This window comes from Alteromonas sp. CH_MED4-4, from assembly GCF_037029575.1.
Classification (GTDB): domain Bacteria; phylum Pseudomonadota; class Gammaproteobacteria; order Enterobacterales; family Alteromonadaceae; genus Alteromonas; species Alteromonas macleodii.
This window is the reverse complement of sequence record NZ_JAYMEU010000003.1, coordinates 230,311-243,116: the sequence shown is the minus strand read 5'-3', so window position 1 is coordinate 243,116 and position 12,806 is coordinate 230,311. Positions and strand designations below refer to the sequence as shown.

Annotated in this window: 13 protein-coding genes; 11 read left to right on the top strand and 2 right to left on the bottom strand. The window is 47.0% G+C overall.

The genetic code is table 11. From position 1 onward, the window contains the following. The 11 genes from gspE (at window position 1) to WA381_RS03830 (ending at window position 9,919) form a co-directional block, all read left to right on the top strand. Entirely contained in the window at window positions 1–1,566 is a 1,566-nt protein-coding gene (gspE, locus tag WA381_RS03880) for a type II secretion system ATPase GspE (RefSeq protein ID WP_076012000.1), read from the top strand. Next, window positions 1,567–2,793 (top strand): type II secretion system inner membrane protein GspF, encoded by a 1,227-nt coding sequence (gene gspF / locus WA381_RS03875; RefSeq protein WP_156087244.1) that lies wholly within the window; start codon window positions 1,567–1,569, stop codon window positions 2,791–2,793. After that, window positions 2,793–3,230, top strand: a complete 438-nt coding sequence (gspG, locus tag WA381_RS03870; RefSeq protein WP_014951309.1) for a type II secretion system major pseudopilin GspG — start codon at window positions 2,793–2,795, stop codon at window positions 3,228–3,230. Before gspF ends, gspG begins: the two co-directional genes overlap by 1 nt. Before the next feature lie 5 nt (window positions 3,231–3,235). Further along, a complete protein-coding gene (gspH, locus tag WA381_RS03865) occupies window positions 3,236–3,862 on the top strand; it encodes a type II secretion system minor pseudopilin GspH (protein ID WP_156087246.1) in 627 nt (208 codons plus the stop codon). Next, window positions 3,859–4,287 carry a type II secretion system minor pseudopilin GspI gene (gene gspI / locus WA381_RS03860; protein ID WP_156087248.1) on the top strand — a complete coding sequence of 143 codons (429 nt, stop codon included), beginning with the start codon at window positions 3,859–3,861 and terminating at the stop codon, window positions 4,285–4,287. The genes gspH and gspI overlap by 4 nt, the downstream gene beginning before the upstream one ends. Before the next feature lies 1 nt (window position 4,288). Next, a complete protein-coding gene (gspJ, locus tag WA381_RS03855) occupies window positions 4,289–4,915 on the top strand; it encodes a type II secretion system minor pseudopilin GspJ (protein ID WP_014951312.1) in 627 nt (208 codons plus the stop codon). Continuing rightward, the gene (gene gspK / locus WA381_RS03850; RefSeq protein WP_156087250.1) at window positions 4,912–5,958 is read left to right on the top strand and encodes a type II secretion system minor pseudopilin GspK; all 1,047 of its coding nucleotides are present in this window, start codon (window positions 4,912–4,914) and stop codon (window positions 5,956–5,958) included. The genes gspJ and gspK overlap by 4 nt, the downstream gene beginning before the upstream one ends. After that, window positions 5,958–7,157, top strand: coding sequence for a type II secretion system protein GspL (gene gspL, locus WA381_RS03845; protein WP_110288942.1), 1,200 nt, complete (start codon window positions 5,958–5,960; stop codon window positions 7,155–7,157). The genes gspK and gspL overlap by 1 nt, the downstream gene beginning before the upstream one ends. Next, entirely contained in the window at window positions 7,154–7,633 is a 480-nt protein-coding gene (gene gspM, locus WA381_RS03840) for a type II secretion system protein GspM (RefSeq protein WP_014977776.1), read from the top strand. Before gspL ends, gspM begins: the two co-directional genes overlap by 4 nt. After that, window positions 7,630–8,385 (top strand): type II secretion system protein N, encoded by a 756-nt coding sequence (locus WA381_RS03835; RefSeq protein WP_156087252.1) that lies wholly within the window; start codon window positions 7,630–7,632, stop codon window positions 8,383–8,385. Before gspM ends, WA381_RS03835 begins: the two co-directional genes overlap by 4 nt. A 100-nt stretch (window positions 8,386–8,485) precedes the next feature. Then, window positions 8,486–9,919, top strand: a complete 1,434-nt coding sequence (locus tag WA381_RS03830; protein WP_156087254.1) for a YdgA family protein — start codon at window positions 8,486–8,488, stop codon at window positions 9,917–9,919. 58 nt (window positions 9,920–9,977) lie between these two features. Here WA381_RS03830 and WA381_RS03825 read toward each other — a convergent pair whose 3' ends face one another. Next, the gene (locus tag WA381_RS03825) at window positions 9,978–11,033 is read right to left on the bottom strand and encodes an MBL fold metallo-hydrolase (RefSeq protein WP_061486824.1); all 1,056 of its coding nucleotides are present in this window, start codon (window positions 11,031–11,033) and stop codon (window positions 9,978–9,980) included. Window positions 11,034–11,266: 233 nt separating this feature from the next. After that, a complete protein-coding gene (locus tag WA381_RS03820) occupies window positions 11,267–12,655 on the bottom strand; it encodes an NAD-dependent succinate-semialdehyde dehydrogenase (protein WP_014951319.1) in 1,389 nt (462 codons plus the stop codon). Window positions 12,656–12,806 lie beyond the last annotated feature (151 nt).

The following is a 12,806-nucleotide window of genomic DNA, read 5'->3' as shown; positions in this document are numbered from 1 at the left end:
ATGGCAGGGCAGGACGAACAAATTACTCAGGCATTAGAGGCGCAAGAAGAAGCCTTAGAAGCCATGGGTGAAGACGCAGGTTTGCCTGAAGAGGAGGCCGGTCCAAGACAGCTTTCTTTTAGCTTTGCGAAGCGCAATCAGGTATTGCTGGAAACCAATGAAACCCCTGCGGTTTTATATTTTACAGAGAATACGCCGTTTGATGTATTCGCCGAAGTGCGACGTTTCTACGGCGAGCCCTTTGTACCGAAAACTATTCCTGCAAACGAATTTGAAAGCCTGCTTACCAGTGCGTTTCAGCGCGATAGCTCTGCGGCTAAACAGCTAATGGAAGACCTTGGCAACGAGAGTGATTTGTTCGCTCTTGCTGAAGACTTGCCTGACACTGAAGACCTGTTAGACAGTGAAGACGATGCGCCTATTATCAAGCTTATCAACGCCATGTTGGGCGAGGCGATTAAAGAAGGCGCGTCAGACATTCACATTGAAACCTTTGAAAACCAGCTTGTGGTTCGCTTCAGGGTAGACGGCGTATTACGCGAAATTTTGCGCCCGAATCGCAAACTTTCTTCCATGCTGGTATCGCGTATTAAAGTTATGGCGAAGTTAGATATCGCCGAGAAACGCGTGCCCCAGGATGGCCGTATTACATTGCGTATTGCTGGGCGAGCAGTAGATGTGCGTGTTTCGACCATGCCTTCAAGCCACGGCGAGCGTGTGGTATTGCGTCTACTGGATAAAAACAATGCGCGCTTAAATCTAGAAGATTTAGGCATGACGCTGCAAAACCGTAATCACTTTTCATCTCTTATTCGAAAACCTCACGGCATTATTTTGGTTACCGGCCCCACGGGCTCGGGTAAAAGTACCACCCTGTATGCAGGGTTAACCGAGATAAACTCGCGAGACAGAAACATCTTAACGGTTGAAGATCCTATCGAATTTGACCTTCCTGGTATTGGACAAACGCAGGTTAACCCTCGCGTAGATATGACCTTCGCCCGCGGCCTTCGCGCTATTTTGCGTCAAGACCCCGATGTAGTCATGGTGGGTGAGATTCGTGATATAGAAACCGCGCAAATTGCTGTTCAAGCCAGTTTAACTGGTCACTTGGTACTTTCTACCCTGCATACCAATACGGCAGCGGGCGCGATTACCCGTTTAGAAGACATGGGCATTGAGCCATTTCTGTTGTCTTCGAGCTTATTGGCCGTATTGTCACAGCGACTCGTTCGTACCCTGTGCCCAGATTGCAAAAAGCCACATACACCTGACGCCTCTGAGCTGGAAATACTTGGGCAGAATGCCACAAGCGACACCACTATCTTTAAGCCGCACGGCTGCGCCGCGTGTAACCAAACGGGATACCGCGGTCGTACCGGTATTCACGAGCTATTGTTGGTAGATGAAAAAGTGCGTGAAATGATGCACGAAGGTGTGGGTGAACAAGCCATTGAGCGCTATATCAGAAAAACGACACCAAGTATTCGTGAAGACGGCTGTAGCAAAGTGCTTGCTGGTGCTACCTCACTTGAAGAAGTGCTTCGAGTTACGAGGGAAGACTAAATGGCGGCATTCGCTTTTAAGGCGGTTAATGCCCGCGGTAAAAATACAAACGGTGTGCTTGAAGGCGATAATGCACGTCAGGTTCGTCAGCAGCTGCGTGAAAAAGGCTTAATTCCCTTAGAAGTAGAGCAGGTCGCAGAGCGCACACAAAGCGAAGGCAAAGGCCTGTCGTTTTCTTTATTCAAACCGCGAATTTCTGCATCAGATTTAGCGCTACTCACGCGTCAACTTGCTACCCTTGTCGAATCGGCCCTTCCTGTTGAAGAAGCATTACTTGCCGTAGCCGAACAGTGTGAAAAGCCTCGTCAGAAAAACATGATGATGGCGGTGCGCAGTAAAGTGGTGGAAGGTCATGGGCTTGCCGATGCTCTAGGGCAGTTCCCTAGTGTATTTGACGAGCTGTACCGCGCAATGGTCGCGGCAGGGGAAAAATCGGGCCACCTTGATACCGTGCTGAATCGCCTTGCAGACTACACTGAACGCAGGCAACAAACCCGTAGCCAAATCACGCAAGCAATGATTTATCCATCGCTAATGCTATTTTTTGCAATGGGTATCGTGTTGCTGCTGTTGACCGTAGTAGTGCCAAAGATAGTTGGGCAGTTCGATCACATGGGGCAAGACCTTCCTGCCATTACCCAATTTCTTATATCCGTAAGCACGTGGCTGCAAAATTACGGCCTGTTCATGCTTATTGGTATTGGTGTGCTCATTGTCATTATTCAGCGTGTGTTACAACAAAAGCACATGAAGCTGCGCTACCACAGAGCGCTTCTAACCCTACCATTAATTGGCCGGGTATCTCGCGGTCTTAATACCGCGCGTTTTGCTCGCACCTTAAGTATTCTGAGCGCCAGCGCAGTACCCTTGCTTGAAGCCATGCGTATATCGGGTGACGTACTGGAAAATCAACATATTAAGAACCAAGTAGCTGAAGCAGCCATTAACGTTAAAGAAGGCAGCAGCTTACGGGCAGCGTTGGATAACACGAAAATGTTTCCACCAATGATGATGCATATGATTGCGTCTGGTGAAAAATCGGGTGAGCTACAGCAAATGCTAGCTCGCGCCGCAGATAATCAAGATAGGGAATTTGAAGCGCTTATTGGTGTCTCACTTAAGGTATTTGAACCCTTACTTATTGTATCGATGGCAGGCATTGTTCTGTTTATCGTTATGGCAATATTGCAACCAATTTTAGCATTGAACAACATGGTGAATATTTAATGAAAACACTTAATCGCAGTTCTGGTTTCAGTTTGATTGAAGTCATGGTCGTACTTCTAATCATCGGTATTATGGCGTCTATGGTGGCACCGCAAATCTTGGGTAACCAAGAAGAAGCGCAGCTTAAAAAGGCGGCGGTAGACATCCAGCAAATGGAAAGTGCGCTTGAGATGTACAAGCTGCGTAACAACCGCTTTCCAACCACAGAACAGGGACTAGAAGCGCTAGTTACCGCGCCGACTATCGACCCGATTCCTCGTAATTACCCTGAAGGTGGTTTCATTAAACGCCTGCCTGAAGATCCGTGGGGCAATCCATATGCACTAATTAGCCCGGGAGAACTTGGCGTAGTTGATATTTTCTCTAATGGTCCAGACGGCGAACCGGGTACTGATGATGACATTGGTAACTGGAACATTAACGAATACCTGAACTAACCTTTATGCGCAACCGCGGCAGTACATCTTTGAAAAAAGCAGGCTTTACCCTATTAGAAGTCATGCTGGTACTGCTGCTTATGGGATTGGCGGCGGGTTACGTTATGTTTAACGCATTCGGTGCGAGTAAATCTGACCTGCTAAAAACCCAAGCGCAACGCCTGCAGGTGATTGTTGATATGGCCAGCGATTTTGCGGTGTTAAATCAACAACAGCTTGGTGTGCGGTTTGAAGCCGATAAAAATGAATACTACTTTGTCTACTTAGACGACGATGATGAGTGGCAGCGTATCGAAGGCGAAAAAACCTACGAGCCTTATACGTTACCTGAGCCTTTCACCTTCACTTTAAATTTAGACGACTTACCATGGGATGTTGAAGACAGGCTCTTTGACAGGGAACTATTCGACGAGAATTTAAGTGTTTCTGATGAAGGGGTTGAAATAGGTAACGAAGAAGAGAAAAAGCTGCCTCCGCCTCAAGTGCTTATAATGTCGAGTGGCGAAATGACGCCTTTTACCTTGTCGTTTAATTACGAAGGTGATGACGGCGACAACCCCGTCTATTACAGTCTGCAAAACCAAGATCTTCCGCCTTTAGTGCTTGAAGGGCCTCTGGAGAGACCACTATGAGTGCGTTCAACGTTGATGCATCGAAAAAGAACGTTGCACCTGCCACACCACGCCAGCAAAGTGGCTTGACGCTACTGGAGGTTATGGTTGCCCTGCTTATTTTTGCGCTAACCGGTACAGCAGTACTTAAAGCTGCAGGCGAGCATTTATCAAGCGTTGGGCAAATAGAATCTGTCACCTTTGCCAACTGGGTGGCAAGCAATCGCTTAAACCAGCTTCAGTTAGATACCACGTGGCCGCCCAAGAACAATTTAAAAGGCACGATGGAGATGGCCGATCGCACGTGGTACTGGCAGCAAACGGTGACAAAAACCAACGACAACGACTTGCGATCGGTAACCGTTTCGGTGGGTGAAGACGAAAGCTACGGCAGTTCAGTTACATCAGTAACCACTTTCGTTGCTAAACCGACGGCGGGAAATTAGCATGCAGCGCGGATTCACGCTTATCGAAATACTGATTGCTATGGCCATATTCACCCTAATTGGGCTTGCATCCACAGGTCTACTTACCACAGTTATCGACAGCAATGATATTTCAGAAGAGCGTTTTGCAAAACTTCAATTATTGCAGCGTGCCATGATCACGATTGAGCGAGACCTTCAGCAAGCCGTGCCTCGTGCAGCAAGGGTTAACGGCGAAAAGCAAGACGTGGTCATGTCTGGCGGTGAAACCGACGACAGTGACGATGACGGCATTGGTTTTGTACGTGGAGGGTGGCACAACCCTCAGTTAATGTTGCCACGAAGTACCCTACAGTTTGTCGCCTATAGACTTAGAGAAAACAAACTGGAGCGCCTTTACAGCAACTATGTGGATAACGTCATAGGCTACGAGCCCAAAGTCCGTGTGCTGTTAGAGGATGTAGAAAGCTTAAAAATTGAATTTCTTGCCACCGCTAACAGTAGTTCCTTAGATGAAGACGAAGACCTGTCGTGGAGCGAAAGTTATAAAGGAGCTGCACTGCCGCGCGCCGTGGCCATTGAGTTTGTCAGCAAAGACTTCGGAAAAATACGCAGAGAATTTACCTTAACTACGGGTGAATCGTCATGACAATCAAGAGTACTCAGCGCAAGTCGATTGCTCCACCCGCTAAGCAGCAAGGCGTGGCATTAATGATTGTGCTCATGATAGTAGCCTTGGTTGCGGTATTAGCCACAGAAATGGGTACACGCTTGCAGCTTCAGGTGCAGCGTACGATGAACTTAAAAGACAACAATCAAGCCTACTGGTACGCCATGGGAGCCGAGGCTTTTGCGCGTAAGTCTATCCAATCTTTGATAGAAGAAAGCCCGAATGTGATTTCTATAGATCAGCCTTGGGCACAAGAATTCAGCTATCCTTTAGAAAACGGTGGTTTAACCGCTAACTTAGACGATTTGCAAGCGTGTTTTAATTTAAACGCGATTACGTCTGGCAGTGCAGGAGGCGCGGGCAGTAACAGCGGTAATGGCAGCAGTGGAGCGAGTAACACCACGGAAGCCATGGACGCTTTTCACACTATGTTGCTATCACTTAGCGTTGACGGACTAGACAACTACACCGCAGATACCTTACGCGACAGTTTAGCCGACTGGGTCGACGAAGATGACAGAATGCGCCCTTACGGTGCAGAAGACAGCGAATACGAGTCCAGAGAGTTTCCTTACTTAGCAGCTAACGGACCACTGGCATCAAAAAGTGAATTGCGTATTATTAACGGTGTATCACCACAATGGCTAGACGCATTACTGCCATTAGTTTGCGTGATCCCGGATTACAATGAGTTGAAAATTAACGTCAACACATTAGAAGAAGAAGATGCACCATTACTTGCAGGCCTAACGGGATTAGACATTCAGCAGGCCGCAAGTTTGATTAGCAGTCGCCCGCAAAACGGCTGGGACGATACCAATGCATTTTTAAGCGAGCCCTCTATTCAAGCGCTTAATTTAACAAGCACTCGACAAGATTGGTTTTCGGTTAAAACTGAATATTTTATGTTGCATACAAAAACACAATACAACAAAGCAACCTTTAAGCTTTCCACCGTGTTTCACGTTAGTGCCGATACCGGCGTTAGTATTGTGAATCGCGAGTTTGGGGGAACCTATTGATGGAACAACTCTTGGTGCGTTTAGGCGCCAACCATACAGACCCAATTAGCTGGCTCGTTTATTCGCGAACCGAAGATGAAATTATTGCATCGGGCGAGCTGCCTAATGCAGAAGCCTTATCTTCGCTGACCGAACGCGCGGGGCAACGAAGTGTTATTGCCTTAGCTCCTAGCAGCGAAATTTTACTCAAATGGGTTGAGCTGCCGCCTAAAGCTGGCCGCAAGATCATTTCTGCCATCCCGTTTATGCTAGAAGACGAGCTTGCCACTGACATTAGCCAGCAGTTTTTTGCGATCGGCCCTAAGCGAGGCGATGAGCAGGCCGTTGCAGTAGTTAGCCATGAAAAGATGGAGCTGTGGCAGTCCTGGCTTAGCGAAGCAGGGTTATTCTGCGACACCATTATTCCTGATGTACTCGCAGTGCCAGTCACCGAAAACGGTTGGTCAGTGCTTACGTTAGGTGAACAGCTTCTCGTTCGACAAGACACATTCAAAGGCGTGCAGGGCGAGGCAACATGGTTACTGCCAACTCTTGTCCATTTTACTGCACAACAAGAAAGCCCGATAACCATTACCAATTATGCGGGTATCGATTTAAGCACTTTGCCAAATATTGAAGAAGCGCAGGCCCCCTTAGAGCTGCCTATGCAAGTATTGGCAAAAGAGGCGATGCAAAGCAGCTTCAACCTATGCCAAGGCGATTACAAGGTAAAGCGCAAGCGCAGCGGTGTTCTGAATCAGTGGCGTGTTGCTGCAGTATTAGCAGTGTTAGCGCTATGCACCAGCCTTATCGACAAAGGATTTTCTCTTTACCAGCTTAAAGCCCAAAATCAGGCGTTAAGCAGTGAGATTAATACCGCTGTTAAGGCGGGTTTCCCCAATATTGGTACCTATCGCAACGTGCGACTGAAGCTACAAAGCGAGCTTGCCAAGTTAGAACAAGGCGGTGGCAGTGCCTCTATGCTTATTATGCTAGACCAGCTCGCTCCGGCTTTTTCAGCCACTGATGTAAAACCGCAAACACTGCGCTTCGATGCAACCCGCACTGAGATTCGCATTCAGGCGCAAGGTAAAAACTTTGAAGCGCTAGAGCAGTTTAAACGTACAGCAGAAAGCGCAGGCTTTGTGGTTGAACAAGGGGCCATAAATAATCGTGACAATGGCGTTGTAGGTACAGTATCAGTAAGGAGTACCTCATGAATGCACTCTTAGAAAAGTACAAAGCGCTGACCGAGCGCGAACAAAAGTTAGTACTGGTTTCAGCTGTGCTATTAATAATTGCGCTATTTTATTTTGCGGTATGGTCGCCGCTTAATGCTGCTTTAGATAAACAGAAACAGCTTCTCGACAATCAGCAATCCTTGTTGGTTTGGGTAAAAGACAGTGCAGCAAGAGCACAGCAATTGCGCCGCAGCAGCGGGGGTAAACGAACATTCTCTGGCTCGTTACCGCAAGCGGTAAACCGCACTACTGCTCAGCACGACATTGCTATATCTCGTATGCAGCCACAAGGCGACGAGCTTCAGGTGTGGGTTGATCAGGCGCCGTTTAACAGTGTTTTAGAATGGCTCAAAGCCATGGAAAATATGGGCGTGATTATTCTTCAAGCGGATATTGCCGAGGCCGATGCGCCAGGCTATATCAAAATTCGCCGATTACAATTAGGTAAAGCATGAAGTCGAAAGTTAGTTGGATTATAGGCGGCATTATTGCCTTCTTATTGTTTGCCATTGCTTACATGCCTGCTGTTCACGTTATTGGCCGTATTGCGTTACCTAGCAATGTTGCCGTTAGTGGTGTTAGCGGCACCTTGTTTTCAGGCAAGGCGCAAACTGTAGTAGTTAATGGCCTACCCATCAACAATGTAAAATGGGAGCTTAGCCCCTTACATATGTTGATAGGTAAAATTAAATTAAACCTTAAAGCAGGTAATATTCGCGATAAAAATGACATTGCATTTGAAGGGCCTATTACCACGGGACTTTTCAGCCAAAACAGCGTAAATACCGAAAACTTCACGCTGTATTTACCGGTAGACCGAGTGCTTGCACAAGTTCGCCTTCCGCTGCCAGTAAATGCCGGCGGGCGCTTCAAAGTGTCGCTCAGTGACTTAACGTTTGGGCCTGCGTGTCAATCGCTAAACGGCACCGGAGATTGGCTCAACGCGACAGTTGCCGGTACACAGGGTCCTATTGATTTTGGCACTTATTCCGCAAAGCTGCGTTGTGAAGGCGATGACATTGGAATACTAGTAAGCGAGCCTAACTTACTAAGCTTGTCGATGGATGCGGTTATCCCTACTACGATGAAAAATATTCGAGTAAGTGGTAAATTTAAGCCTGACGACAGCTTTCCGCAAGAAGTCCATCAGGCCGCACGCTTGTTTGGTGCGCCGGATGGTAGCGGCTATATCGCTATTAAGCTGTGATGCATTAGCACAAACTATGCGTAGAATTTCTAGGCCACCAACGTACTTCACGTTTGTGGCCAGAAGAACCGGGAACACTTTTTAACAAAGGATTGTAATCATGAACAAACCTCTTCTAGCTGGCGCGGGCGTAACTTTGGTTGCACTTGGCGTTGCCCCTTATTTTATTGGCACTAGCGTTCACGAAAATGTTAACGCCGCCGTAAACGAAATTAACCAACAAGCCGTTTATTCTGCCGAGGTACTTTCGTATGACAAAGGCTGGTTTTCGACAACAGCAGAAATCAAGCTTGCTGTCGATTTTCAAGCGCTAATCAATGCACAGAATGTTGACTCCACTGATATACCAATGGAAGAAAACCCTGGCATTACCGCTACGCTAGTAGCTCATCACGGACCGGTGTACTTTGGCGATGGCTTAGGATTAGGCCGCGTTCACTATACGGTCTCTATTGATGGAGATGAGTTAAGAGAATACGTTCAGTGGGATGGCCAACAGCCAATTTATCGCAACGAAGGCGTGGTTGGTTTGTTTGGTGGACTAAGCTACGCAGACGTTATTCCAGCGCTTAGCGCGACGGCCGAAGAAGAGGGGTTCACGCTACTTTTCTCTGGTTATGCGGGTGAAGCTGAGCCTGATGGTGACAAAACTTTGTATACGTCGTCGGGTGAATCGCTAAGCATAAGCGCAGATGAATTTTCCTTAGAGATGAAAAATCTGTCTATGGATATGAGCTATGATGGCGATATGGTAGCGGCGTTCAAAGGTGACTTATTTGAATCTACTGGTAAGGCGCGTATTGAAAGCATAGAAATTTCTAACATTGAGCCAGGTGCGACAGTTAAGATTGAGAACCTAGCTTTTGCTACCGACGTCAAGATTGACGAAGACAATAACACCGCCAATGTCTACGTAGAATACGCTGTCGACAAAGCCGTGGGCCCTGAACTTGATGCTACAGACATGGTATTAGGCGTTGCCATCAATAACTTAGATATCGACTTCATTAAGGCCTATCAAGAATTTAGCAACAATTCATTATTAGTGCCTTCTGAAGAAGTGCCAGCCAAAATGATGGAGTTTATTGAAGCTAACTTGCTAACACAGCTTAAAGCTGAGCCAGAGATTAATATAACGAAGCTGAAAGCAACGTTGCCTGAAGGGGCGTTTAACGCTTACGCAAACACGAAATTAGTGGGTATAGATGCACTTCCCGGTACGTTGGAAGACGCCGCTTATTGGGTCACGCATTTGCTGGCTGATGCACAAATCACCGCCGATAAAGCGCTTGCACAGAGTATGGCATCTGGCTATATGATGGGCCAACTAATGGCGACGCCACAAGCACAAAATATGACGGCTGAAGAGCTTCAAGCCGCTGTAGAACAACAGACACCTATGATGCTAAGTACCTTTGCTCAACAAGGCTTAATAAAAGAAACCGAGAAAGGTTACGAGACAAAGCTAACACTAAAAGATGGCGAAGCCAGTGTAAACGGTACGCCTATTCCGCTGCCTTTTGCCCCTCAATAATAGTTAGAGAACCTCTATAAAAGCGTAAACCGTGTATCGCAGACGGTTTACGCTTATTTTACTCCTGTTCAGACAGGGTAATGTTCATTAAATCTTCAGCGGCATATACTCGACCTTCAGCTACAACAGTAATCGCCTCAGTAAGTGCATCAAGACCCGGTTCGCTACGTTTCATAATATGAGACAACACTATTTGCTTAGCGTTTGACTGCGCGGCAATGTCGATAATCTGAGTCGGCGTCATATGCAAGTTCTTAGCAACCTGACCCGCGTCATCACCAATGGCGTTGTGTAGCACCAAAAGGTCTGCGTTTTTAGCAAAACGAGCAAGGTTTCCTTGTTTATCATTGGTATCGCCTGAAAATACCGCCTCGCAGCCATTGGCCTTGACCTTCCACGCTAATGCTGGAATAGGCCCGTGGTTCACCGTCATTGCCTCAACACTGACGCTATCGTTTACATTACGTTTAAACGGTTGTTCAAAGGTTGTGGCCCCGATGCTTTTTGTGGATATCGCATAGTCATCTTGGCCTTCTATGGTGTAAGAAGACAGATACTTAAACGCGCCGTTTTTCCCTATTAACGACGACACATAGGCGTTTGTGGACGGCATAATGTCGTTGCCCTCTGGCCCCATTATTATTAAATCCTTCTCGCGATCGGTGAAATACCCACCTTTTACAAAGCTTGGCAAATCGGCGGAGTGATCGGTGTGTAAGTGGGAAAGCAAGATAACTTCTAACGATTCAAACGTTGCCCCCGCAGCGCCAAACTGAACGCTGCTTCCGCTTCCAGCGTCTACCAACACGCGGGCGCTGTCATTTATCCAAACCACATAGGCACTAGATGTTCTGCCGTCATCCAATTCAGGTCCACCCGACCCTAATATTTGCACCGAAACGTTATGGCAACCCATAGGACTGGTGCTTAGGCCGGCATCGTCTGATGTAATTGAAGGTTGAGACAACGGCTGCGCTAAAGCCGAGAACGATAGAATAGCAGTGGTTGTCATAGCGCAAAAAAACGCAGTTTGTTTTCTACCGCGCTGTTTGTCCTGCCTTTTAAGCCCAATGCCTGATCTTGCATTACTTAACCGTTCATTTATAACCGTCATAACCATCGCCTTATGTTATTCCCTACTCATTAATACACAGATATTTGATTAAAAGACCGTTTGCCCGGACGAAACTATTCAGCCTAGTTGACTGTGCACTGTTTTTTCGCCTGACTGTTTTCGATTACATGGGCTTGACTGTGCGACTACCTTAATGAATAGGGAGTACGGCAAAACAAAAAAGGCGAACCCTGAAGTTCGCCTTTCTTCTCATTGCTTTTTACCGAAGTGCACTACTCGGCCGATTTCTCAGCGACCATGATAGTTTTGATATTGACGAATTCACGCATACCATAGCCTCCGTGCTCACGACCGTAACCGCTGTCTTTCACACCACCAAAAGGTAAGTTTGGTTGTGCCAAAGAGTACCCATTGATATTAACCATACCGGTATCAAATTCATCTTTCGCCAATGCTATTGCTTTGTCGGTATCTGTACTGAAGATACCGCCGCCCAAGCCATAACGTGAATCATTTGCTACTTCCATGGCTTGCTTGTCGTCGCGCACGCGAATGAGCGACGCAACTGGTCCAAATAGCTCATCATCATAAGCGGGCATACCTGGCGATACATCTTCCAGCACCGTAATTGGGTAGAAATAACCATCAGAGTCTGGAATTTCTCCACCCAGTGATAGCGTAGCGCCGTTTTCTAGCGACTTTTTCACTTGCTCATGAAGTTCATCGCGCAAGTCTTCTCTCGCCATTGGGCCCAAATCCGTGTTTTCGTTTGTGGGGTCGCCAACTTTTAGCTTTTTACACTGCGCCACAAATTTGTCTCGGAATTCTTCATAGACGCTATCCACAATAACAAAGCGTTTAGCCGCCACACAGGTTTCACCGTTATTAATAACGCGTCCTTGGATACACATTTCTACAGCATGGTCGATGTCAGCATCCTCTAACACCAAAAAGGCGTCGTTACTTCCAAGCTCCATTACGGTTTTCTTAGACAGGCTTGCAGCTTCCTTAGCCACTTCTTTACCTACTTCGTCACTCCCGGTAAAAGTAACGCCGCGAACGTATTTGTGCTTGATTAAGTCACTTGCCGTGCTGCCATCAATTAGCAGCGACTGGTAAACATTTTTAGGAAAGCCAGCATCTTCGTACATTTGCTGAATGGCTTGCGCCATACCAAACACGTTTTTAGCATGTTTCAGTACCGTGGTGTTACCCGCCATTATGTTTGAGGCGCTGTAACGAATAACTTGGTACAACGGAAAATTCCACGGTTGGATGCCAAGAATAACGCCAATGGGCTGGTACGTAATGATTGCTCGACCGCCTTCGAAAATGCGGTGTTCGTCTTCCAAAATTGAAGCGCCGTGCTCTGCCGTATAGCGGCATATTTCAGCGCATAGCTGCACTTCTTGCTTTCCTTGCGCGGTAACCTTACCCATTTCCCGTGTCATCAGGCTGGCGAGATCGTCAATTCGCTCTTCCATCAGGTTTGCAAGGTTATTAAATAAATCTGCGCGGGTCTCAAATGACGTACGGCGCCAGTTCAAATAGGCTTCTTGTGAACGGGTAACTGCTTGCTCGGCGTCCTCGGCTGACATCAAATGATAATGATCGATCTTTTCACCTGTAGCAGGGTTGTAGGTATTGATTGTCTCACTCATTGTCACTCTCCTTATTCCGTTTGGTCTGAAGGAAGTGCAACTAAAAAGCCAAGGTGTCAAAAAATATTTTTTAACCTATTTTCAATAATATAGAAGTAACTTGAAGTCTAAGTAATGGATAGTGTCAGAAAGGATCCAGAAAAGATTACCT